22 protein-coding genes are annotated in these 24,093 nt (G+C 61.9%); 12 read left to right on the forward strand and 10 right to left on the reverse strand.

Going from position 1 to position 24,093, the window contains the following annotated elements:
- Positions 1-13 precede the first annotated feature (13 nt).
- From BMY06_RS23140 to BMY06_RS23155, 4 genes are all read left to right on the forward strand, one after another.
- Entirely contained in the window at positions 14-691 is a 678-nt protein-coding gene (locus tag BMY06_RS23140; RefSeq protein ID WP_065059807.1) for an amino acid ABC transporter permease, read from the forward strand.
- Positions 691-1,449 (forward strand): amino acid ABC transporter ATP-binding protein, encoded by a 759-nt coding sequence (locus BMY06_RS23145; RefSeq protein WP_074985508.1) that lies wholly within the window; start codon positions 691-693, stop codon positions 1,447-1,449. The genes BMY06_RS23140 and BMY06_RS23145 overlap by 1 nt, the downstream gene beginning before the upstream one ends.
- Before the next feature lie 153 nt (positions 1,450-1,602).
- Positions 1,603-1,875, forward strand: coding sequence for a porin family protein (locus tag BMY06_RS23150; protein ID WP_124263325.1), 273 nt, complete (start codon positions 1,603-1,605; stop codon positions 1,873-1,875).
- A gap of 129 nt (positions 1,876-2,004) precedes the next feature.
- Entirely contained in the window at positions 2,005-2,220 is a 216-nt protein-coding gene (locus BMY06_RS23155; protein ID WP_231957541.1) for a hypothetical protein, read from the forward strand.
- 107 nt (positions 2,221-2,327) lie between these two features.
- Here the strand turns inward: BMY06_RS23155 and BMY06_RS23160 are convergent, their stop codons facing one another.
- The 3 genes from BMY06_RS23160 to BMY06_RS23170 form a co-directional block, all read right to left on the reverse strand.
- Positions 2,328-3,740, reverse strand: a complete 1,413-nt coding sequence (locus tag BMY06_RS23160) for an MFS transporter (protein WP_074985519.1) — start codon at positions 3,738-3,740, stop codon at positions 2,328-2,330.
- A 94-nt stretch (positions 3,741-3,834) separates the two neighbouring features.
- A complete protein-coding gene (locus BMY06_RS23165; protein ID WP_390970427.1) occupies positions 3,835-4,839 on the reverse strand; it encodes a PDR/VanB family oxidoreductase in 1,005 nt (334 codons plus the stop codon).
- Positions 4,840-4,873: 34 nt separating this feature from the next.
- A complete protein-coding gene (locus BMY06_RS23170; RefSeq protein ID WP_074985520.1) occupies positions 4,874-6,199 on the reverse strand; it encodes an aromatic ring-hydroxylating oxygenase subunit alpha in 1,326 nt (441 codons plus the stop codon).
- 293 nt (positions 6,200-6,492) lie between these two features.
- Between BMY06_RS23170 and BMY06_RS23175 the strand changes: the two genes are divergently transcribed.
- The 3 genes from BMY06_RS23175 (at position 6,493) to BMY06_RS23185 (ending at position 9,080) form a co-directional block, all read left to right on the forward strand.
- Complete coding sequence (locus tag BMY06_RS23175) at positions 6,493-7,614, forward strand: FAD-dependent monooxygenase (protein ID WP_065059812.1); 1,122 nt, start codon at positions 6,493-6,495, stop codon at positions 7,612-7,614.
- Positions 7,615-7,638: 24 nt separating this feature from the next.
- Positions 7,639-8,415, forward strand: a complete 777-nt coding sequence (locus tag BMY06_RS23180) for an IclR family transcriptional regulator (RefSeq protein ID WP_074985522.1) — start codon at positions 7,639-7,641, stop codon at positions 8,413-8,415.
- Positions 8,416-8,765: 350 nt separating this feature from the next.
- A complete protein-coding gene (locus BMY06_RS23185) occupies positions 8,766-9,080 on the forward strand; it encodes a helicase (protein WP_065059814.1) in 315 nt (104 codons plus the stop codon).
- Between the two features lie 47 nt (positions 9,081-9,127).
- Here the strand turns inward: BMY06_RS23185 and BMY06_RS23190 are convergent, their stop codons facing one another.
- From BMY06_RS23190 to BMY06_RS23200, 3 genes are all read right to left on the reverse strand, one after another.
- Entirely contained in the window at positions 9,128-9,772 is a 645-nt protein-coding gene (locus BMY06_RS23190) for a hypothetical protein (RefSeq protein ID WP_074985524.1), read from the reverse strand.
- A gap of 308 nt (positions 9,773-10,080) precedes the next feature.
- Positions 10,081-10,452, reverse strand: coding sequence for a translation initiation factor Sui1 (locus BMY06_RS23195; RefSeq protein ID WP_074985577.1), 372 nt, complete (start codon positions 10,450-10,452; stop codon positions 10,081-10,083).
- 146 nt (positions 10,453-10,598) lie between these two features.
- A complete protein-coding gene (locus BMY06_RS23200) occupies positions 10,599-11,807 on the reverse strand; it encodes an alpha/beta hydrolase family protein (protein WP_074985526.1) in 1,209 nt (402 codons plus the stop codon).
- A gap of 407 nt (positions 11,808-12,214) precedes the next feature.
- Here BMY06_RS23200 and BMY06_RS23205 point away from each other — a divergent pair, with 407 nt between their 5' ends.
- The 5 genes from BMY06_RS23205 to BMY06_RS23225 all read left to right on the forward strand — a co-directional run bounded on the left by BMY06_RS23205 (position 12,215) and on the right by BMY06_RS23225 (position 17,286).
- Entirely contained in the window at positions 12,215-13,642 is a 1,428-nt protein-coding gene (locus BMY06_RS23205) for an ABC transporter substrate-binding protein (protein WP_074985528.1), read from the forward strand.
- 50 nt (positions 13,643-13,692) lie between these two features.
- The gene (locus BMY06_RS23210) at positions 13,693-14,556 is read left to right on the forward strand and encodes an ABC transporter permease (protein WP_074985530.1); all 864 of its coding nucleotides are present in this window, start codon (positions 13,693-13,695) and stop codon (positions 14,554-14,556) included.
- 14 nt (positions 14,557-14,570) lie between these two features.
- Positions 14,571-15,374 carry an ABC transporter ATP-binding protein gene (locus tag BMY06_RS23215; protein WP_074985578.1) on the forward strand — a complete coding sequence of 268 codons (804 nt, stop codon included), beginning with the start codon at positions 14,571-14,573 and terminating at the stop codon, positions 15,372-15,374.
- 103 nt (positions 15,375-15,477) lie between these two features.
- Positions 15,478-16,026 (forward strand): NADPH-dependent FMN reductase, encoded by a 549-nt coding sequence (locus BMY06_RS23220; RefSeq protein WP_074985532.1) that lies wholly within the window; start codon positions 15,478-15,480, stop codon positions 16,024-16,026.
- Between the two features lie 258 nt (positions 16,027-16,284).
- Positions 16,285-17,286 (forward strand): proline dehydrogenase family protein, encoded by a 1,002-nt coding sequence (locus tag BMY06_RS23225; protein ID WP_313903821.1) that lies wholly within the window; start codon positions 16,285-16,287, stop codon positions 17,284-17,286.
- Positions 17,287-17,426: 140 nt separating this feature from the next.
- Here BMY06_RS23225 and BMY06_RS23230 read toward each other — a convergent pair whose 3' ends face one another.
- The 4 genes from BMY06_RS23230 to BMY06_RS23245 form a co-directional block, all read right to left on the reverse strand.
- A complete protein-coding gene (locus BMY06_RS23230) occupies positions 17,427-19,829 on the reverse strand; it encodes a TonB-dependent siderophore receptor (protein ID WP_161495591.1) in 2,403 nt (800 codons plus the stop codon).
- Positions 19,830-20,088: 259 nt separating this feature from the next.
- Positions 20,089-21,633 carry a methyl-accepting chemotaxis protein gene (locus tag BMY06_RS23235; protein ID WP_161495590.1) on the reverse strand — a complete coding sequence of 515 codons (1,545 nt, stop codon included), beginning with the start codon at positions 21,631-21,633 and terminating at the stop codon, positions 20,089-20,091.
- A 372-nt stretch (positions 21,634-22,005) separates the two neighbouring features.
- Complete coding sequence (locus BMY06_RS23240) at positions 22,006-23,034, reverse strand: aldo/keto reductase (RefSeq protein ID WP_074985535.1); 1,029 nt, start codon at positions 23,032-23,034, stop codon at positions 22,006-22,008.
- A 41-nt stretch (positions 23,035-23,075) separates the two neighbouring features.
- Complete coding sequence (locus BMY06_RS23245; protein WP_074985536.1) at positions 23,076-24,071, reverse strand: ABC transporter permease; 996 nt, start codon at positions 24,069-24,071, stop codon at positions 23,076-23,078.
- Positions 24,072-24,093 lie beyond the last annotated feature (22 nt).

Consider the following 24,093-nt stretch of genomic DNA (forward strand, 5'->3'; position numbering starts at 1 on the left):
GGCGGGCTGAACGATGCCGGCATGGCTGCATTTAATGGCGCAATCGCTCTGGCCGCTGCTTTACGCGGGGCTCGTGTTCACTGTGCCGCTCACGCTCGCATCGTTCGCGATCGGCGTCGCGCTCGCGTTCTGGGTAGCGCTCGTGCGACTGTTCGGTCCGCGCTGGGCCAGCGCCGCCGCGCGCTTTTATATCTGGCTGTTTCGCGGCTCGCCGCTGCTCGTGCAGCTATTCGTGATCTTTTACGGCCTGCCCAACGTGGGCATCGTGCTCGATCCGTTGACGGCGGCAATCATCGGCTTTTCGCTGAACGTGGGCGCGTATAACGCCGAAGTGATTCGCGGCGTGATCGAATCGATTCCGCGTGGACAATGGGAAGCCGCGTATTCGCTGAACATGACGCGCGCGCAGGCGCTGCGTCGCGTGATTCTGCCGCAAGCGATTCGCGTGGCGTTGCCCGCGTTGTCGAACGCTTTTATCGCGCTCGTGAAAGACACGTCGCTGGCCGCCGTGCTCACGGTGCCCGAGATTTTTCAGGCCGCGCAGCGCATTGCGGCCGTGACCTACGAACCGCTCATTCTGTATAGCGAGGCCGCGTTGATTTATCTGGCGTTCAGTTCCGTGCTGTCGCGCGCGCAGTTCCGGCTCGAAGCGCGCTTCGGTCGCCACGCGCTCTTTTCGCCGGGCCGCTGATGATCGAATTCGACAGCATCGGCAAATCGTTCGGCGAGCATCGCGTGCTGATCGATATTGCACTGACACTCAAGGCGGGCAGCGTGACTGCGCTGATCGGCCCGTCCGGCAGCGGCAAAAGCACCCTGCTACGCTGCGTGAATCTGCTCGAAGTGCCGGACAGCGGCACGCTGCGTGTTGGCGATGCGCAGATCACGTTCTCGCCAGGACGGCGCATTGCGCAGGCGGAGATTGCGAAAGTGCGCCGCCATACCGGCATGGTGTTCCAGAACTTCCAGTTGTTCCCGCATCTGAGCGTAATCGAGAACGTGATGGCGGGGCTCGTGATTCTGCCGCAATGGGATCGCGTACGTGCGCGCGAACGGGCCGCCGCGCTGCTCGACAAAGTGGGCCTCGCCGCCAAAGCCGAAGCATGGCCCAGCACGCTCTCGGGCGGCCAGCAACAGCGCGTGGCGATTGCACGCGCGCTAGCGCCGTCGCCGCAAGTGCTGCTCTGCGATGAACCGACTTCCGCGCTCGATCCCGAACTGTCCGCCGAAGTCGTGGACGTGCTCCGCCAGCTCGCGAACGAAGGCACGACCATGTTGATGGCGACACACGATTTGCGGCTCGCCGCGTCGGTCGCGCACGATGCGATCTTTCTCAAGGACGGCACAGTGGTGGAAGCCGGTCCATCGAGCGAACTGTTTTCGCGCCCGCGCGACGCGCGCACCGCGCGCTTCATTTCTACGCTTACGCAAGCCGCGCCTATCGTTTGAGTGCCTTTTTTACGGACTAAATCGCGCTTTCTACGCGACCGCGACCGCAACCTCGCCGACGATTTCGGGCTTACGCGGCAGCATGCAATACGGCTTTGGCGCGTGACGGGCAGCCTGAAAAGCGGCTGCCCGGCATGAATTATCCGAATGTCCTTGATCGACCAGGCGGACATTCGCTTTTCACCGATACCGCCGTGTTCAATACCTATGGCGCTGGCGAGTTATCGCATCAGCGCGCCATTCGAAATTTCGGGCGGCTATCGCGATACGCGCGCGTCGTCGGCCGATGGCATTCAGGATGCGGCCCGCTATCAACAGGTCTCGTTGCGCGAGATGTATCACCTGTCCAGGAGCACGACGCTCCATACGTTGCAGGCATATCAGCACGCTTCGGAACAGACGCCCGGCGCACCTTCCAGTCTCTAACACGCGCGGCACGGCATTTGCTGGCTCTCCGTTGACATTCAACACCAAACGGAGAAACCTATGCCGACGATCCGCAAACCCGCACGCGGCCTCGCTGCCGCCCTACTCGCTCTTTCGGCGGCCGGCGCCATGACGATCGCCACCGGCGCAGCCGCGCAGACGAACAACGATCCGAACGCCGCGCCGCCCACGCACGCCGACAAGAAGGCCGAGAAGGAGCAGGCGAAGGCCGACAAGAAGGCCGCTGTCGCCCAGGCCAAGGCCGACAAGAAAAAGACCGACGCGCAAGCCGACGCCGACAAGGAAAAAGCCGATGCGCGCGTGAAGGACGCGAAGGATCAGTAATCTGCTTGCGGCGGTTTATCGCCGTCGTCACGGTCATTCAAACTGACCTTGGCGATAAAGGCGCGCTGAAAGCAAATGCATCACACGCGCATTCAGCGCGCCTCATTTCACGCTGCGATCTCGTCGAGCTTGCGCCCGCGCGTCTCAATCGCGAATGCGCCGATCACGATCGCGCCAAGCAGCGAAACGAGCGCGAAATAGCCGAACACCGCTTCGACACGCAGATACGTCAGCAACGTGCCGATCACGAGCGGACCAATCACCGACGCAATCCGCGTAATCGCCGAAGCCGCGCCCGCGCCGGTCGCGCGAATACGCGTGGGATACACCTCGGGCGCATAGACGTAGATGCCGCATTGCACGATCGCGATCATCGCCACGCTCATCGAGGCCAGCACGAGCACCTGGCCGGCGGGCACCCGCGTGCCGCTCAGCGCGAGCCAGCACATCGGCAACGCCGCGCCGAGAAACGCAATCGCGAACGTCTTTCTGCGGCCGAGCCAGTCGATCGCAAAGGTGCCGATGAACGTGCCCAACAGCGTCGCGATCATGCTCACCATCCCGTAGCGCAGCGCCACTTCCAGCGGCAGGTGATAGACGGTGCGATAGAGCGACGGCAGCCAGACCAGAATCCCATAAGTCGTCAGGCTGCCGCAACCCGCCATCAGCCAGACCACCAGCGTGCGCCGCGCGAAGCCGCGCGCGAACAACGCACGGAACGATTCCTTCTGTTCCTGCGTGCCGTGCGCGACGACTTCGGGCGTGCTTGCGTCGGCGAGCCGCGCGGCGGGCGCCGTGCGCTCCATCTCGTCGACGATGCGGCGCGCGGCGTCGGCGCGTCCGTTGATCGCGAGCCAGCGCGGCGACTCGGGCGCGACGCGCGGCAGAATCGCCGCCAGCACGATCGGCAAGCCGCCGACGAGAAACATGATCTGCCAGCCGTAAGCCGGAATCAGCCAGAGCGCCGCGATGGCCGCCACCAGATTGCCGAGTGCGAAGGTGGATTGCAGCACGAAGATCACGCGGCCGCGAATGCGCGCGGGGCACACTTCGTTCATATACGTGGCCGACACCGGCGATTCGCCGCCGAGCCCGATGCCCTGAAACAGACGCAGCGCGATAAACACCGCGTAACCCGGCGCATAAGCCGACGCCACGCTGCCGAGCGCCAGCAGCACGAGCAGCCAGCGCAACACGCGCAGACGCCCGAAACGCTCGGCGGCGGCGCTGAACAGCAGCGCACCGATCGTCTGCCCGACATAGCCGCTCGACACCAGCAAACCCGCCTCGGTCGGCGTGAGATGCCAGAGGCCCATCAGCACCGGCATCACGAACGCGATGGTCAGCGCGTCGAAGGCATCGGTCATATGCACGAGCCCGATCATGCCGAGCACGCGCGTATGCCAGCGCGTGAACGGCAGACGCTCGATGCGCGCGGAGATCAGCGCGGCTTCATGCCGACCGGCGACGCGCGCGTCGTCGATCGTCTCGTACTCGTTCGCAAGACGTGTCAGTTCCATCGTGTCCTCGAAGGAAACGTTTGTGGGGAAAGCATCGGAAAACAGCGGGAAAATCGCGCGGGTCAGCGCGCGATAGATGAACAGTCAGACGACGTCAGGCAAGATCGAGCACCAGCGTGCCGCTTTGCGCACCGGACACGCAGATCATCATGGCGTCGTTCGCGGCGCGTTCGGATTGCGTCAGCACGCTGTCACGATGATCGACGCAGCCGCCGAGCACGCGCGTCTGACACGCGCCGCACAGCCCTTCGCGGCAGCTGTATTCGACATCGACGGCGGCGTCGAGCAGAACGTCGAGCAAGGGCTTGCCCGCGGGCACGAACAGCGTCCGGCCGCTGCGCGCGAGTTCCACCGTGTAGCCGGTGCGCTGCGTGCTCTCGACCGGCGCGCTCGCCGCGAAGCGTTCGATATGCACGTTCGCGATGCCCGCGTCGGCACACGCTGCCTGGAACGCATCGAGCATCACACCCGGGCCGCAGCAGTACGCATGCACGTCCTTCGGCTGACGCGCGAGACACGCGGCCAGATCGAACGGCAGGCCGTCGTGTTCGTCGTCGAAATGCAGCAGCACGTCGCCGCCCAGCGCGGCCAGTTCGTCGAGAAACGCGGCCTGGCCGCGGCTGCGCGCGCAATAGACGAACTGCACCGTCTGCCCGCGCTCGCGCAGCTTGCGATACATGCACAGCATCGGTGTCACGCCGATGCCGCCCGCGACCAGCAGCGTCGACGACGCCGCTTCGTCGAGCGCGAAGTGGTTGCGCGGCGCGCCGATCGACAACGTCGCGCCGCAGCGCAGCTCCTCGTGCAGCCAGCGCGAACCGCCGCGGCTCTTTGCGTCGTGCAGCACGCCGATCACATAGCGGCCGCGTTCTTCAGGCGCGTTGACGAGCGAATAGCTGCGCGTGAGGCCGTTGGGCAGATGCACATCGAGATGCGCGCCGGGCGTGAAAGGCGGAAACACGTCGCCTTCCACGGGCACCAGTTCGATGCTCGCAATGCGCTGCGCCTCGTGGCGCAGCGTGCGCACGCGCGCCTGCAAGCGGGCTTGCAAACGGGCCTGCGAGCCGACATTCGCGTCGTGAGTGGAGTCGTTCATCATGTGACGAGGCTTCCGGAAAATCCTTCGGTTGGCGTCAAGCGGCGGCTTCGTCGTTCTCGTTCGCTTCAGCACGCACGCCATGCACGGAGAAAAATTGCGCGCGCTCGACCTTCTGCCCGATCGCGGCTTCATACGCCTCGCGCACGGCTTCCGGCTGACCATACTGGCCGATGAAATCGCGCAGATACGCACCCAGCAGCGGATGCGCCGCCAGCGCCTCGCGCGACAGCCCGTTCATCATCTCGTCGCGGCACGCCGAAGGCAGGAACACGTTGTGGTTCGCCTGCGGATCGGTGATGAGCCCCTTCGGCGCGTTGCCCGCCGCCACCGCTTCGAGTTCCTCGAAGAAGCGCCGGCGCAGCATCACGATGCCGCGATCGCTCGCCCCGAGCGTTTCCTTCGTGCGGTCGGTAATCGCGCCCTGCCCGACCCACGCGGCGAAGTCCTGATTCGCGACGTGCGAGGTGATCCACTCGCCCTGCTCGTCGCGCAGCGGCCCGTACCACGCGGGAATGTGCTCCTGCACGTAGGGCTCGCGCTCCTTCGGCACCTTGTTGAGCACCCAGAGAATGCTGAGCGTGTTCTGGTCGTCGATCGGCACGCGCCATTCGAAGTGATGCCCGAGATAGAAACCGTTCGGCCAGAGCGTCACGCGGCCCGTGGTCCACATCGGGTTCGCTTCGTTTTCATGCGCGCGCAGACGCTTGTAGATGAAGCCATGCTCGAACTCCTCGTACTGCGTGCGCAGATGCGTGGGCACGTGTTCGGCGTGACTGTCCTGCTGACGCGAGGTCCAGTTGTTGTGCGTCCACTCGAAATGGATCGGATCGATCGAGTTTTCCTGGCACTGAAACCAGTTGCACGGAATCTCGGCCATCACGACCTGGGCGAAACCGTTCGCGTAGTTGAACGGCTCCCAGTCGGGCAGTTCGGGCGCGGGCGCGGCGCCCATGTACGCCCAGATCATGCCCGCCTTCGCGCGCACTTCGTACGCCGTGATTTTCGTCTTCTGGCGCAGGCGCGCATCGACGTCGACGATCTCCTCGAACGGCTGATGCGTGCATTGCCCACTCGCATCGAACTCCCAGCCGTGATACGCGCAGCGCAGCCCGCACTGCTCGACGAAACCGAACGCGAGGTCGGCGTTGCGATGCGGACAGCGACGCTGCACCAGCCCGAACGTGCCGCTCAGATCCTTGAACAGCACGAGGTCCTCGCCGAACAGGCGAATGGGACGCACCGCCTTGTCGTCGAATTCCGCGACGCCCGCCACCGGATGCCAGTAACGGCGCAGATAGTCTCCCATCGGGGTGCCCGGGCCCACCTCGGTCAGCAACCGGTTTTTTTCAGCGCTCAACATGTCTTGTGTCCTCACTCGTTGGAAACGCGGCGTCATGCGACTGCAGTGCATGGCCGTCGATGAGTGCATTTTTGGCGACGGCCTGCGCGCTTACAACTTCCTCAAAATCCAAAAAAGTCGCCGATCGTCTCAAACGTGATCGCGTGCCCTGACCCCATCCTGTCGCGTCGATCGCTGCATTTTTTGCTTGATGTCAAAAATCTTCCGCCGCAGAATGTCGGTTCATTTATGTTCTATGTGTTCATTTTTGAACATGTGAAGACCTATCGAGCAACCGGACGGACGAGACAGACATGCTGAAAATTGGAGTGGTGGGCGGCGGAATTGGCGGACTGGCCGCGGCGATCGCGCTGCACCGCGCGGGACATCGCGTGACGGTGTTCGAGCAGGCGGAGCGCTTCGGGCGCGTGGGCGCGGACATCAATCTCACGCCGAACGCGGTCCGCGCGCTCGACGGACTCGGCGTCGGCGAACAACTGCGCGAGACGGCCGCGCGGCCCAACGCCCGCATCAGCCGCATGTGGGACACCGGCGAGGAAACCTCGCGCCTCGCCATGTCGGACGAAGCGGAACGCCAGTACGGCGCGCCGCAGCTGACGATGCATCGCGCCGACGTGATGAGCGCGCTCGAAGCCGCGCTCGCGCCGGGCGTGCTGCACCTCGGCCAGCGCACGGTCTCGTTCGCGCAGGAGACCGATGCGGCCACGATCACGCTCGCGGACGGCACGACGCACGCGTTCGACCTCGTGATCGGCGCGGACGGCATTCACTCGGGCGTGCGCCGCCATCTGTTCGGCGCGGAGCATCCGCAGTTCACAGGCATCGTCTCGTACCGCGCGGTCGTGCCCGTCGAGCGCCTGAGCGGCATCGACACGGGCGCGTTCGTGAAATGGTGGGGACCGAGCGACGACCTGCAGATCGTCACGTTCCCGCTCAACCGTGGCCGCGATGTGTTCATTTTCGCGACCACGTCGCAAAGCGACTGGACCAACGAATCGTGGACGCTGCCCGGCGACCCCGACGCGCTGCGCCGCGCCTATGCCGCGTTTCACCCGGAAGCGCGCGCGCTGCTCGACGCTTGCGACACGGTGCTCGCGTCGGCGTTGTATATTCGCGATCCGTTGCCGCAATGGAGCGGCGCGCGCATGACGCTGCTCGGCGACGCCTGCCATCCGATGATGCCGTTCATGGCGCAAGGCGCGGGCATGGCGATCGAGGATGCCGTGGTGCTCTCGCGCGCGCTGACCGACGTCGCGCCCGCCGGACTCGACGACGCGCTCGCACGCTATGCGCGCGCGCGCCAGGAACGCACGGCGCGCGTGCAGATTGGCTCGCGCGGCAACAACTGGCTCAAGAGCGGCGGCAACGCCGACTGGGTCTATGGCTACGATGCGTGGACGGTGCCGCTGCAATAACGGCACGCTTTTCAACAGGATCAGATGCGTACGGATACGTCTTCCCCCTCATCCGCCGAGGCGGCCAGTTCTCCCGTCGAGCGGGCGTTTCGCCTGCTGCGCTACATCGCGGAAGGCGGCTCGACGGCCAACCTCAGCGACGTCGCGCGGCAGATCGGCGTGAACCGGGTCACGGTGATGCGGCTCATCGAGTCGCTCAAGGCGGCGGAGCTGATTCAGGAGCGGCCGGCGGGCGGCTCGCATCGGCTCGGCCTGCCGTTTCTGACGCTCGCCGCAAGCGCGCTCGGCGCGTCCGATCTCACGGCGCGCGCGCGCCAGATTCTGCCTGGGCTCGTCGAACAGACCGGGCTGTCGGCGTTTCTCGCCGTGCTCGAAGGTGCGGAGATCGTCTATCTGATTTGCGAAACGCCTGATACGCCGCTCGTGACGCGCATTCGCGTGGGTAGCCGTCTGCCCGCGCATCGCGCGACGCCGGGGCTGGCCATGCTTGCATCAGCCGACGGTGAAGCGCTGCGCGCGCGTTACGCGAATCAGCCGGGGATCGACGCGCCGCCCGACTGGAACGCGCTCGAGCGCACGCTCGATACCGTGCGCGAGAAAGGCTGTGCGTGGAGTTTTTCCGGGCTGGAGGCGGGTATCGATTCCTGCGCGGTCGCCGTGCGCGACACGCGCGGCGACGTGCTCGCGGCGCTGAGCGTTGCCGGGCCGAATACGGCGTTTTTGGCCGATACGGGCTTGCGGGCGAAGGTTGAGAACAGCGTGAAGGCGGCGGCGAATGCGCTTGCGGGGTCGGTGTTTTGAGGGTGAAAGCGATCGGTGAGATTGGTGATTTCGGGGGATGTGCGAGCTTGTAACGGCGCTGAATGGCTGAGATCGTTTCCCGATCGCCGTAGAAATGAATGTTTGCTGCGAAACCCGAGGCCTGGACGGAAAATTGAAATGTCGGCATGCCGTCGTGATCTCGTCATAACGGCTCAAGAATAAGCGCGCCAGCTACGACCGCGTGTCCATGGCCGTACTCCGCCGACGACGCCGTTACTCGCAGTTGGCCGTTTTCATCGCCATCACTTGCTGCGAGTGATCGAGGCAGCAGCGTCGAGTCGCCTGGCACGCCCGCTGTTAAAATAACTGCCTTTTTCTGGGAGAGAAAAGTGTCCTGGTTTATCTATGAAGTGCCCGAATACAATGAAGACGGGGCGCGCATCGAACCCTTCATCGACCTGCGTAGCCGCGTTATGAAACTCAGTGGGCAATCGATGGCCGACGAACTGGAAAGCGTCCGCGAAAACGCCGCAACAACGGCGGACACGCCCACGCGCCCGCTACGCGCCGCAGAAAATCCTCACGTATTTCCGATTCCCTATGCCGACTCCATGATCCTGGTCGGGTTCATTTTTGAGCTGGAGCGTGAGTCCCGGCAATTGGTGGTGTCACCTGTGGAAATGCCCTGGCTGAAAGACGCATAGAAAACGACACGAGCGAATCTGGCCGTGACGCAATCCGCAAAAATCGGCTAATTTTTGATGTTTGCCTCGCAATCGCTCCAGTAGCGCAGCGGATCGCCATGTTGCGGGTAACGTGAACCGAGCCACAGTGACAGCTTGCCCCAATCCGGATGATGGGTGCCCGTTTTAGCGGACCAGATTGACGATCTCTCGAGAATCTGGCCGTTTTCTCTATCTCTGACAAGCAGGCTGCCCAGTCCACTCGAACTGTTCGTCTGCGACTCGACCTGATACCTCGGCAGAATCCGGAGTTCGGCGTCTTCGGCCCATCCAAAAAGGGCGCGGACTACGCCGGCCGAGTCGCGCAACTCAATGGGGCCAGTCTGCGGACGAACGGCAGTCCAACCCTCGGGAAATTCGGCGACCACGAGCTTTCCCTCCTCCCGCACCCACCTCACGCGCCATGCGCGTACCATCGCCTCGCGCAAGGCGGATACCGAGGCATATCCCGCAGGCAATGTGATCGCCAGTGGGAACGTGATGAGGTTGTCTTTCCAGAGTCTGGCTTCGTCGTCGACGCGTTTGCTCTTGGTGAACACCGCTGTATCGAATGGGTTCTCGGGCCGGCTCGACACGCGTGCGCTCGAGGCGGGAAGTCCCTCGAAAAGTCGTTCAGCATCAAGACGCGTGAGTTTCGTCTTTCCTTTCTTCATTTGCCTCTCTCCAGCATGATTGATGTCTCGCGAATGGCCGCCCCTGACGACCGAAATCGCACCTGTTTGAGCGGTCGGGTGTCGTGTCTGGGGCGATTCGCTGGTGCGCTAGTTCGCTAGTTCGAAGTGTCTGGCGCGGCTTGGGTCGTCATCGATGCACCCAAAGCGTGGTGTGATCGATCCATGGTGGATCGGATGAAAGTGACGGGTAGCGCTCGATTACGCGATGACGTTCGTGAATCGACGCGGTTGGCGAGTTAGCGCCGAGCTTGGTCGATTACGCTTTTCGCCTGCGTCAATCGACGGAATTAGCCACCGGCGCGCTTCACCCGATGACCGGACTTTTTGAGCTCTTCGATAATACGGTCACAGTGATCGCCCTGTACTTCAATCACGCCATCTTTGACCGTTCCACCCGAACCGCAGACGGTGCGCAATTGTTTGCCCAGCGAGGCAAGGGCAACGGGGTCGAGCGCCAATCCTCTCACGACCGTCACGCTCTTCCCGCCCCGGCCTTTGGTCTCGCGAACGACCCGCGCGACGCCGTCCCCTGGTGGTTGTGTCCGGGCAATCGCCTTGCATATACACTCCGTGACCGCGTGGCGGCACTCGGGACACATGCGTCCGCCGTCTGTTGAGTAAACGAGGCCACCCTTCGAACTGCTCTTGACGATAGACATGCACAAAGACATAAAGGCCAGCAATCAGCTAGTTTAGCAGGTTGCGGTTGTTGCTCCTGGGTGCGTTCTGATTCGTTTGATGTCGGAGTTCGACACAAAGGAGACATTGCAGTGACGCGAAAGCGGTCACCCGCGACACCATCGCGCTAAGCCAGCACTTCGTCTATCCAATCCAGTACACGCCGATTGACGAGGGAGCGATTACGCATCTCGCAATGCTCGCCAGCTCCCTGATTGCTGCTAAATCGAATCAGGGTTTTGGGGCAGCGTAGTGCATCGAAAAAATTTTGCGTTCCAGCGGCGAGGGTATCGTGTTCGGCCATGGTGAACAGAGTCGGACAGTGAATGTCTCCGATACGCCCATCCATCGTGTAGTGTTCAACCGATGCGAGATAGTCGCGCAGTGCCCCGGCGCCATTCACCCAGTAACCGCGCTTCGCGATACTCCAGGTCAATTTCCTGTCGTTTGCCACGATGTGGGTGAGGCGTTCCATGAGCGCCTCCGGCAAATCGCCGAGGTTTGCTGCCTCGTCAGGTGTCGCGCCCAACTTCATCACATACGTGCGGAATCCATCCGCGACGGAAGCTAGCGCGGGGTCCGCGACACAGGCTGCAAGACGACGCTCGCCAGACGCCGCACGCGGCGCAAGGTAGCCGCCCAGACTCCAACCGCACAACACGATCTTGAGCGGATCGACATTCGACAGCGTTAATGCGAAGTCCATCACCGAACTGATCACGTTCTCCCAATCCGGCCTGAGCGTGATGCCGTGATCGATCAAGGTCGTACCTTGCCCGGGACCATCGAAGATCAATGAATGGTAGCCGCGCCGGGATGCGGCGACCGCAGCTGCAAAGAAAAGGTCGGTAATCGTGCCGTCGTATCCGTTGTTGAAGATCAGGAGCGGTCGAACTTCGTTGGCGCATCCCTGCGCGGGGATGACATAAGCGAGCAGCGAGGTCCCTTCAAAGGGAATATGCTGGCGCACAATGGCCGGCTCGCTTAATGCGAGCGCGCGCTCGAATGCCGCGATTTGCTTTTGAGAACCCAACCTCACACGGGGATCGACTGGTTGTCCGAACAAGGGATGAAAAGATTTGCCATAAAAGCACGCGGCCCTTAGAAAACACTCTCTCGCACTAGCCCGATGGCCTTGGGTTTCAGCTTGTCGACCGTCGACCATCATGCGATCAGCGGCTGCGCTCCAGGCGTCATAAAAGAGGGCGTCGTCTCCGTCTCCAATCGTCCGGGCGATTGCCTCGACCTCGCCATAGTCAGCGCCGCCGTAAGGAATGTAGGCGAGCGGCCAGGTTCCGAGTTGTTCGTGAAGTTCGTCTTTGAAGATCGCAGACATGTTTCACTCCCGTGGGTTGGCATCGCCGATGGGCTGATTGTCAACGGTTTGGCACGAGGTGTCGACTGACAGCGTTTGGTCGACTCCCCCCTCCCGCACAGCACTCTCCGCCGAGCGCCAGCCTTTCCGCATTGCCGCCCCACTGCCGCCACAACATCGCATTTCACAACACAACATCATTCACCGATATCGCGCGAAATAGATATCTGAATTAGTTGGTTTGTCGCGGATAAAAGTCAAAGTAGTCTGCCTCACATCTTGTTATGACAAGCGATGCATGTTGCCGACGAATCGGATGCCGCGCGCCAGCCGACCGGTGATCGTCTCACGGACGCCCACCTGCGCTCCCGACGAGGAGCCAGGAATATTTCCACACGCCACCACCCACACTACTTGCCCGATCAGCCATGAAAACACGCCAACGGCTCATTCGTCTTCTCGCCGCGCCGCTGCTGCTCTCCACTGCCGTGACAGCCCACGCCGAGACCATTCGCGTTGCAATCGGCACGCAGGACACCACCATTAATTGCGCGACCGGCGGTCTGCTGATCCGTGAATTGCATCTGCTCGACAAATATCTGCCGCACACCGGCAAATACGCGAACGTGAAATACGACGTGGAATGGAAAGACTTCACCTCCGGCGCGCCGCTCACAAATGAAATGGTGGCAGGCAAGCTCGACTTCGGCGCGATGGCGGATTTTCCGGGCTCGCTCAACGGCGCGGCGTTCGAAAAGGCAGGCCGTAAAAGCATTTTCATCACCGTGCTCGAAGGCAGCACGGATGGCAGCGGCAACGGCATCGTCGTGCCCGTCAATTCTCCGGTGCACTCGCTCGCCGACCTGAAAGGCAAGACAATCTCCGTGCCGTTTGCATCGACCGCGCACGGCATGCTCCTTCGCGCAATCAAGGCGCAAGGCTGGAATCCCGATACTGACGTGAACATCATCACGCAAGCGCCGGAAGTGGCCGGCAGCGCGCTGAAGGCCGGCAAGATCGACGCCCATGCCGACTTCGTGCCGTTCGCCGACCTGTTCCCGTATCGCGGCATCGCGCGCAAAATCTACGATGGCGCACAAAGCCATACGCCGACTTTTCACGGCGCGCTCGTCGACGCCGCCTACGCGCAGAAATACCCCGAGGTCGTGGTCGCGTATCTGCGCGCCACCATTGAGGCAAATCGCCTGATCGGAGAAGACCCCGAGAAATACAGCCTCTTGATCGAAAAAACGACGGGCGTCGATGCGCCGGTCGATTATCTCTATCACGGTCCGCTCGGCCTGCAGACTCGCGATCTGACATGGAAGCCCGAATATCGCCAGGCCGTGGCCACGGCGATCGACACGCTGAGGCTGCTCAAGAAAACGGACGTCAATCTCGACGCCAACACGTTTATCGACGACCGCTACATTCGCCAGGCGTTCAAGGATTCGGGACTCGACTATGACGCCGCGTTGAAGAACTACGCGCGTCAGCCGCTGGTTGCAAACGACGCGATTACCGGCAAACCCATTCGCGACTTCCACGCAGTCGCGCAAATCTGGCTCGGCAATGAAGCGCACGTGCGCAATTACGCCAGCGCCGCGGAAGCGTTCGCCGCGCTTGCCAAGCTCGAACAATCCGGCAGCAAGCCCCGCGCGGTCTACGTACAGGATCACGACAGCGGACAAAAGCTCTTTGCGTCCGATGCGTGGTATGTGCGCGATGCGCGCGGCGGCGTTACCGCCTTTCTGCAGAAGTCGGGCGCCGATACCTACGCGCAGCAAACGTCGGGCGCGGTCGTCGATTACACCGCGGCCGTTTCCGGCGCGCAGCAAGCCATTGCGTCCCGCTGACCGCGTCGGTTTCCGTCCCCGTCGAACATCTTCATTTACGAGGAATCCGCATGTCCGCCATGCTCGACCTCACGGGCCGACAACGCCCGGTCGCCACCGACTCCGCGCAGAAGGACTCCGCTACGGTACGCGGCGCGCCGACGCGCCGCTATACGCGACGCGTGGCCGCGATCCTGCTATTCGTCGCGCTCTGGCAAGCGGCCGTGCACATCCATCTTTCGCTGGGCTTCGTCACCTTCGCGAATGTGCCCTCACCCGCCGACGCCATTCCCGCGCTGTGGACCTTGCTCCACTCGCCGAAATTGCCCATGCATCTGGCCGCGAGCATCACGCGCGTGCTGGCCGGCTTCTGCGCGGCGGCCGTGGTGGGTCTCGGACTCGGTCTCGCGATTGGCCGGTATGCGCTGCTTGAAGATCTTCTGATGCCGCCGCTCGAAATGCTGCGTCCCATTCCTGCCGTCGCCTGGATTCCACTCGCCATTCTGATGTTTCCGTCTTCGGAAATCAGCATGATGTTCGTGACGTTCATCGGCGCGCTGTTTCCGATTCTGCTGAACACCATTCATGGCGTGGAAGCCGTGGATCAGCGGCTTATCGCTACGGCACGCGGTTTGGGTACGAACTCGCTGTCGCTCTATACCGAAGTCATATTGCCGGGCGCTGCGCCTTCGATTTTCACCGGTCTTTCTATTGGTATGGGCACCGCCTGGTTCTGCCTCGTGACTGCGGAGATGATCGCGGGTCAATATGGAATCGGTTACTACACCTGGGAATCCTATACATTGCAGAATTACGCCGATATCGTCGTCGGCATGGCGCTGATCGGCGTGCTCGGGATGGGCAGCAGCATGCTCATCAAGCGCATGGGCGCGGCGTTGACACCGTGGTATCGACGCAATGGAGCACGCCGGTGAGCACCGTATCCGCCATTCAACCTGAAACTCTCGTCAGGACGCCAGCGGCGCACGCAGCCGGGCGTATCGAGGTGCGCGCATTGACCGTCGAAGTCGGGCCGCCGCATGCGCGTATTGCCGCGCTCGATTCACTCGATGTCGACATCGCACCCGGCGAATTCGTTTGCATACTCGGCCCCTCCGGTTGCGGAAAGTCCACACTACTTGGTGCGATTGCAGGACACATTGCAGCCACGCGTGGCGAAGTCGCGGTCGATCATCTCGCGGTCGACCGTCCACATCCGGATCGCGGCCTTGTGTTCCAGCAGCACACGCTGTTTCCGTGGAAACGCGTGATCGACAATGTGGCTTTTGGGCTGAAAATGAAGGGCGTCGGCGCGCGCGAGCGGCGACGCGAAGCCGCCGAACTGCTCGCCCTGGTCGGCCTTTCCGGCTTTGAGTCGCACTATCCCGCGCAGTTGTCGGGCGGCATGCAGCAGCGCGTGGAGATTGCGCGCGTGTTAATCAACCGCCCACGCATTCTGCTGATGGACGAGCCGTTCGGCGCGCTCGATGCGCAAACGCGCCGCATGATGCAAACGTTGCTGCTCGACATCTGGGCGAAGATTCGCACGACCGTCGTGTTCGTCACGCACGATATCGACGAAGCGCTATTTCTCGGCGACCGCATCCTGATGCTGTCTCAACGCCCCGCGCGCCTCGTCGCCGATATCGCCGTGCCGCTCGCGAGGCCGCGTAACGACGAAAGCACAACGGAAGCGGGTTTCGTCGATACCAAACGCCGTTTGCTCGCCTTGCTGCGCGAAGCAACGAACTAGGCTGCGCGCGCGTTCGGGTGGCGGCCTGCATCCGCATCCAGACCGTCGACTTTCCGTTAAGATTTCCGCAATGGGACAATATGTGTCCAGACAGGAAATCGACATGAAATTGTTGGCCATCTCGGGGAGCGCGCGCCGCGAGTCCACGAATACCGCGCTCCTTGTAGCGATGCAGGACCATTTGCCGGCAGGCGTAACGTTATCGGTCTTCGCATCGCTCGACACGCTACCCGTTTTTTCTCCCGACTCGGAGCGCGCGGAATTGCCCGCGCCAGTAGCCCGATTCATTGACCTCGTAGCGGACGCCGACGCAATCATTATTTCAAGCCCCGAATACGTCAGGGCGATTCCCGGCGGACTCAAGAACCCAATCGACTGGATGGTGTCCCGATTCGAAGTGATCGGGAAGCCGATCGCGCTTGCTCATGCGTCGCACCGCGGCAATGACATGCTGGCGTCGCTACGGCTCGTTCTCTCTACGGTCAGCGATGGTTTTATCGACTCGGCTTTTCTGCGCGTTCCGCTGGTTGGCAAGTCGCCGTCGGAAATGTTGACCGTGCTGCGCTTGCCCGAAAATGAAACGGCAATCGCTGCATTTCTCGCCGATGTCGTTGCGTTTGTTCGTTCGAGGCAGGCTGCGGAGGCGGTGTGAAACGCGATTGCCATTCATAGAACAAGCGGCAGAGATTCACACATCGGCCCATAGAAATTACCCGTTCGTGCTACGATTCGCGCTGCTACAAAGACGTAACCAGACGGGCGTTAAACCCACGCCCAGCAAACCGGAAACACCTACACTCCACGCGAAACGCGAAAATGTACGCAGCTGCCTGGCCTCCCGCGAAAGCGCACTGAAAGCCCCTATCGATGCAGTCACTGCATCGGCTTGGGCATTCGCCCCGGACCTGTCGTGAAAGACAGTCCGGCGATATCGCATGAACCGATCTTCCGGATCGCGATTCATGCGGTTGCGTTTTCACGAGACCACAACATGCGTATTCTCAATACGATGGCGGCGCACGCCATCCCGCTCGTTCCGCGTTCGCTCATCCGCAGGATTTCCCGCCGCTATATTGCCGGCGAAACGCTCGACGAAGCTCACACGCGTATTCACGCGCTCCACACGGCAGGCTTTCTCACCACCATCGACGTGCTGGGCGAAACGGCCTCCACGGCCGATGAAGCAGAGTCGATGGCCCGCAGCTATCTCCAGCTCATCGAGGCGCTCGGCACCGGTAATGAAACCACCGAGCTATCCATCAAGCTCACCGCACTCGGATTGTTGCTCGACGACGCCGCGTGCATGTCGCGCGTTTCCCGCATATTGCGCGCAGCAGCGTCGAAAGGCATTCGTGCGTGCATCGATATGGAGGACATCCATTGCACGCAGAGAACGCTCGACGCTTTCGCGACGCTCGAAGCGAGCGGCTTTCCAGTCGGAATCGCGTTGCAGGCGTATTTAAAACGCACGAGCGACGACATCATTGCGCTTCAGGCGCGCAAAAGCCGCATGCGTATTTGCAAGGGCATTTATGCAGAGGCGGCCGCGCATCTCGTTGATGGCGCATCGAGCGACCGCGCCGCGATCAATCCGCATTTTGTTCGGCACGTCTCGAATGCCATTCAGGCCGGATCGTTCGTGGGCATTGCAACACACGATGCGCATTTGATCGATGCGCTATCCGGCTGGTTGCAACGCGAACAGATCGCCCGCTCGCGATTCGAGTTTCAGATGTTGCTGGGCGTATGTGAATCGCAGCGCGACGCGTTGCTCGCGCAGGGATTCAACGTGCGGGTCTATGTACCCTACGGCCGCGACTGGTACGGCTATAGCACAAGGCGAATCAAGGAGAATCCGCGTATCGCAGGTTATATTCTCGCCGCGATGATATCGGGCGAGCGGGCTCGCTAAGGGTGACGGAAGCCGTTATCGACAAGGACCGACTCAATAGTCGGTCCCGATTCGATTGACGGCTTTCGCGCAACTGGCGCGTATTACCAAAACAGCGGCGCACGTCAACCAACGTACGCCGCCCGCCAGCCATTCAGCACTCAATAGCGCCAGGTAAGATTGACGCTGCCATTAAGCGGCGCAGCGTAGGTGCTATAGCTGTATTCCATCGTCGACCAGTATTTCTTGTCGAGCGCGTTATTCAGCGTGCCGGTAATCGTGAAGTGCTTGTTCACGTCGTAACGGGCCATGAAATCCAGCACCGTGTAAGCGCCCTGACGCGCCATGCCCACACCTTCGTCGACATAGCTCGTGGCGCTCTGCCAACGCACGCTCGTGCCCACCGTCAGCTTGTGATCGAAGTACGGCAGACGATAAGTCGTCGACAAATGCGCGGATTTGCGCGGCACGAACAGTTGTGTCGCCTGGCCGTTGTCGTCGGTGACACGCAGGATTGTTGCACCCGCGCTGACGTTCCAGTCGTTCGTGATTTGCCCGGAAACTTCCGCTTCGATACCTTCGGACGTTGCGTCGCCGCCCGAGTAATAGTATTGCCCCGTGTCCGCGTTGAATCCCGCTTCCGTGGCGATATTCGACTGATGAATGCGATACACCGTCAACGAGGTATTCAGACGGTTGTCGAAGAATGCGCCTTTGATCCCGGCTTCCGCGCTGCGGCCGCGCGCCGGCCCGAGCAATTGATTATTCGCGTTGAGCTGATACTGCGGATTGAAAATCTTGGTGAAGCTGGCATACGCGGTAATGTCGCGCGTCAGATCGTAAGTCAGGCCGATATACGGCGCCGATCCGGACGACTGCTGGTTATAGCTGGTGCCGGCGGAATCGCCGCTGCTGGCCGCCTGCGTATAGTTGATGCCGAGCAGCAGATGCGCGCGATCGGTCAGGCTCCATCGCGACGATGCATAAAGCGAGCGGCGCACGTCGAGATAATGCACGCGCGTCGCGTTTTCGCCCCACGATGTCGGTTCCGGATACGATCCCGCGAGCAGATCGGCATAGCTGACCGGCACGCCATCGCCCTCGCCTTCGGAAGACGGATTCGTAAATTCCGAGCGCGAGAAGTTGGCGCCGAAGGTCAGTTCATGCGTGCGTCCGAACAGATCGAATTTGCCGCTCAGGCTCGAATCGAGCACGATCTGCCGATTCGACGACTCGTAATTCGACGTATACGAATTGACGCCCGATCCATCCGATTCGAGCGAACCGTAGGGATAAAAAAATCGCGCGTTGTTATAAATGTCGCTCCAGTTGGCCGATGTTTTCCACGTCCATCGCGAGCCGATCTGTTGCTTCAACTCCGCAAAAGCGCGCTGCTCCTGCGTATTGAAGAACGCCCATTTCGGCGCCATGCTCGCGTGCACGTCGTAATTGAGCGCGTTTCCCGATGCATCGAGCAGCGGCAAGCCGCCCCAGCTTGCGCCGCCCAGGCGGTTGTACTCATAGCTGAAGCCCGCGGTTGCGAGCGTGCTCGGCGTCAGGTTCGCTTCGACCACGCCGTAAATGCCATCCTTGCTCGGCTTAAGACGGTCGGTGTACGAATTGCCGTCCTCGTGAAACGCGACCAGTCGGCCCGCCACCGTGCCCGCCTTGTTCAGCGGCCCGGAAATATCGACGTCAACGCGCTTCTTGTCCCACGATCCATATGAAATACCCGCCGATGCCTGGAAATCATAAGTCGGGCGCTTGCGGATGAAATTCACCGTCGCGGAAGGGTTGCCGGTTTCAGCGTTCAGGCCGTCGGCGCCGCGCAGCACTTCGACGCGGTCGTAAAACGCCATGTCGATATCGCCATATTGTGACGTATAGACGAGCGGAATGCCAATGCCGTCGAATTGCAGATTGGTGATCTGAAAACCGCGCGACGTGAAATCGGTCGCGTACGAATCGTACGGCTCGACGGTCACACCCGTGATGTGGCGCAGCGCGTCGTTCACGCTATTGATCTGGAAATCGTTCATTTCCTGGCGCGTGAGCACGGACACCGATTGCGGCGTTTCTTTAGGCGATAACGCGATCTTGCTGCCCGCCGTCGTCGTCTTGATCGTGTACGAGTGGGTCTGCTCGGTCGGCCGCTGCTCGTCGGGGCCCGCCGAGACCACCACCGCCGGCAGCGTGTTGTCCGTTTCGCTGACCGGCGCGGCCGGCGCGGGGGCGACGGTCGCCGTGCCGTCGCGAACGTCGGCGGACAGACCACTGCCCTTGAGCACGCTCCCGAGCGCCTGGTTCGCCGTCATGCGCCCCTTCACGGCGGGCGAGGTTTTGCCCGCCACCAGCGAGGATTTGACCAGCAACTGCACGTTGGCCTGACGTGCCACTTCCTTGAGCGCGTCGCCCAGCGGCTGAGCCGGAATCGAGAAGTCGGCAAGCGCCTCGGGCGCCGCGGCGGTGGGGGTTTGGGCGCGCGCGGCAGGTGCCTCGAGCACGGCGACGGCCAGGATGACGGCGGCCGCCAGCGTGGCGAGCGGAAAACGGGGGCACATCATGAAAGACATCTCCAACGGGTAACGAAATAAGAACCATTACCGAAGAAGACGCACGACTTCACCAAACCCTGACATCGATTCTGAAAATTTTTTAACGTCCGGCGAGGTTGCCCGATGCCAGGCTCGGTAGCGCACGACGCCCGCCCGGCGGGCCAGACGGGCAATCGATGAAGCGCCGATGACGCGTGCTCAATGAACCGGCGGCGTGCGCTTTCGATTCGGCCGCCGCACGTTCGCCGTCATCAAGGCAAACTGCGCCTTACACCGCAAACACCGCCACCGCGCCTTGCAGACGCACGGCCTGCTCATCGAGCGCATGCGCGGCGGCCGCCGCCTCTTCCACCAGCGCGGCGTTCTGCTGCGTGACCTGGTCCATCTGCGCGATGGCCTGATTGACCTGTTCGAGCCCACGGCTCTGCTCGTTCGAGGCCTGCGCGATCGTCTCGAACACGTCCTTCGCGGTGGCGATATCGGCGCGCAAACGCGTCATCGTTGCGCCGACGTCGTGCGCGCGCGTCACGCTGCCCGAGATCGACATCGTCGATTGTTCGATCAATTCCTTGATCTCTCTCGCCGCCGTCGACGAACGCTGCGCGAGCGAGCGCACTTCCGAGGCGACCACCGCGAAGCCGCGCCCTTCCGTGCCCGCTCGCGCCGCTTCGACTGCCGCGTTGAGCGCGAGAATGTTGGTCTGGAACGCGATGCCTTCGATGATCGCCGTAATCGTCGCGATCTTTTCCGCGCTGCCCGACGCCTCGTTCATCGTCTCGATCAGATCGCTCGACAGCGTATTGCCCGCATTCACCGCGTTCATCGCGCGCACGATGACATCGCAGGCGTGACGCGCATTGTCGGCGTTCTGACGCACGGCTTCGGTCAGTTCATGCGTGGTCGCCGACGTTTGTTCGAGCGCCGCCGCCTGCTGCTCGGTGCGCGACGACAGGTCCGTGTTGCCCGCCGCGATCTGCGCGGCGCCGACCTTCACGGCTTCCACGCCCTGCGTGACCGACCCGACGATGGTCTGCAACGATGTCTGCATCGCATCCATCGCCGCGAGCAGGCGGCCGGTCTCGTCGGTGCGATTGCGTTCGATGCGGCTGTCGAGACGTCCGGCGGCAATCGCCTGCGCGGTATCGACGGCGCGCGACAGCGGATCGCGGATCGCCGTCACGAGCCAGCGCCCGGCCAGCCCCGCGCACACCACCGCGAACGCGGCGGCCAGCGCCACGCTCAGATAGATCGTGTGGCGCAGCGACGCGAGTTCCGCGGTGCGCGCCTCGATGCGCTGGCTCTCGGCCTTGTCGAGCGCATCGACGGCGGCAATCATGTCGCCCGTGCCCAGATAGCTGCCGAAGCTCTCGGTCAGCGCGCTCAGTTGCGCGAGCGTGGCGCTGCCCTCGTTCACCTGCGTGCGCATCGCGAGCATCGGATCGACGACCTTCGCTTCCCACGCGTCGTACTGCGCGACGGCGGTATCGATGAGCTGATTGCGCGCCGTATCGGCGGGATCGAGCGCCTTGATCGCGGCCATGCGCGTACGGAAATCGCCGATGTGATCGACCTTCCACTTCATGTGGCCAGGCTGACCGTCGAGGTTATAGGCGAGCAGCGCCCAGATGATGTTCAGGTAATCGGCGCTCGCGTCTTTCACGAGCCGCTGCGCCTGCACGGAGACGGCGTTTTGCTGCTGCTTCTGGTCGATGGCGTCGAGGCCGTACCAGCACACGGCCGAGCTGACGAGGAAAAACGCAATGACGACGCAGAACGCCGAGGTCAACTTCTTGCCGATCGAAAGGTTCTGCATCTTCATGTTCAGGTGGGGAATCGAAACCCGGCCGCGAGCGTCGGCTCATCGGCACGGTCAAAAATCGTAATACGGTATACCAACAATAATTCGCCGACAAGCGGTTTTAAGAAGCTGTTGCGGCGGTGTTAAAGAGGCGGCAGCGGCGGTTTAGACGGCGTTGCGGGGAAATGGGGGATGGAAGGAAACGCGGGAGAAACGATCGTTCGCCCGATTGAACACTTTCGCGTGCGTCACTTTCAGAGCATGCGAACCGACGATTACGCCGATCGACGCATTCAGGTTTACAACAGCGCCGTGCCCATTGCGGTGCAAAACGGCGCTGACGACAGAATCATTCAATGTGCAATGAAGACGTGCGTCACGCCACGGCTACGTACTCGCGGGCACCGGCGCTTTCGCCTCCATCAGCCCTGCTTCCTTGAGATCGGCCCACAACGCGACGGGAATCGGATGCTGCATGAACGCCACGTTTTCTTCGAGTTCGGCCACGCTGCGCGCGCCGGGAATCACGCTCGACACGAGCGGATGGCCGAGCGGGAATTGCAGCGCCGCCGCGGCCAGCGGCACGCCATGACGCTGACACACCTGCTGGAGCCGGCGCACGCGATCGATCACGAACGGCGGCGCGGGCCGCGTATTGAACGTGGCGCTCTGCACCGGCCCCGATGCGAGAATGCCTGAGTTATACGGTCCGCCAATGATGAGCTTCGTATTGCGCTGCTCGCACAGCGGCAGCAGCGTGCGCAACGGCTCCTGCTCGAGCAGCGTATAGCGCCCGGCGAGCAGAAAATAATCGAAGTGCCCCGCCACCACGAAATCCGAAAGCATCTGCCATTGATTGATGCCGACGCCCACCGCGCCAATCACACCTTGCGAGCGCAATTCGTCGAGCACGACATACGCGCCGTCCATGGCCTCGCGAAAATGACTGCGCGCATAAGGATCTTCACCGGGACCGAATACGATCGATTCGTCGGGATCGTGAATCGCGATCATATCGATGCGATCCACACCCAGCCGCTGCAAACTCTGCTCGATCGAGCGCAGCACCGCGTCGCGCGAATAATCGAATTCCGGCCTGAGTGCCGGTGCGTCCGCCCATAAAGCGGGCGACTTCTCGCGCTCGGAAATCGGCACGAGGCTATAACCGACTTTCGACGAAATCACGATCTCGTTGCGCGGCAGCGTTTTAATCGCTTCGCCTAGACGCGTTTCGGCGAGACCGTAACCGTAGACCGGCGCGGTGTCGAAATAACGCATGCCGCGTGCGAAAGCGGCATGAACGGTCGCGGTCGCCACTTCGGGATCGGTCGCGCGATACATATTGCCCAGCCCGGTGCCGCCGAGGCCCAGGGTGGTCACGGCCAGCCCATTGGCCGACACGGTTCTCGTTGCCATTGCATTCATAGGGGTGTGTCTCGCTGAAGGAAAGGCAAACGTCATTTGATGATCGGCGTTTTCTTGCGGTCGAACGTGACCGCCACGCCGAAAATAATCATGGCGCCGTAAATCGCCTGCTGAAAATACTGGTCGACGCCAATCACGTTCATGCCGTTGTCGAGCATGCTGAGAAACAGCGTGCCGAACAGCACGTTGAGCACGCCGCCCGCGCCGCCCGTGAGCGCCGTGCCGCCCACCACCACGGCCGCGATCGAGTTGAGTACGTACGAGGTGCCCACGACCGGATCGCCGCCGAATCGCACCGAGGAAATAATGATGCCGACGAGCGCCGCGCACACGCCGGAAATCATGAACGGCACGTTACGCGACTGTGCGATATCGGTGCCGGACATCCACGCCATGCGGATATTGCTGCCGACGAAATAGATATTGCGGCCCGTGCGCGTGAAGCGCAGAAACACAGCAACGGCGCAAAAAACCAGCGCGCCGATGATGAACACGTTGCTGATCGAAAACACGTTGCCGTTGACAATATCGAGCATCGAATAATCACCGGGCGCGGCGCTAACAGGCCGTGGCGACACCAGATAAGCGAGACTCGTGATGATGCCGCCCGTGCCGAGCGTGGCGATGAACGACGGAATTTTCACGCGCGTGAGAATCACGCCGTTGATATACCCGAGCGCCAGACCGAGCGCGAGACAGCACGGATACGCCCAATAACCGATGCGATGCACGAGCGTAATAAACACCACCGAAACCAGCGAAATCGTCCCGCCCACCGAGAGATCGATTCCGCCAATCAGAATCACGAACATTTGCCCGAGCGCGGCAATCAGCAGAATGGCGCCAAAATCCAGAATCGTATTGATGTTGTACAGCGAGAGAAACTGGTCGTTGCCGATTGCCATGAATGCGCCCACGACCACGATCAACGCGAGCGTCAGATGGATCGGCTTCAACCGGCTCGTCAAATGCTTGATGCCGGTACGCGAAGCGGCGCGCCGGGCGCCGTCAAAAGAAGGTGCGTCCAATTTGCGGTTCCTTGTCGAGAGC

Origin of the sequence: Paraburkholderia tropica, assembly GCF_900109265.1 — a bacterium.
Classification (GTDB): domain Bacteria; phylum Pseudomonadota; class Gammaproteobacteria; order Burkholderiales; family Burkholderiaceae; genus Paraburkholderia; species Paraburkholderia tropica.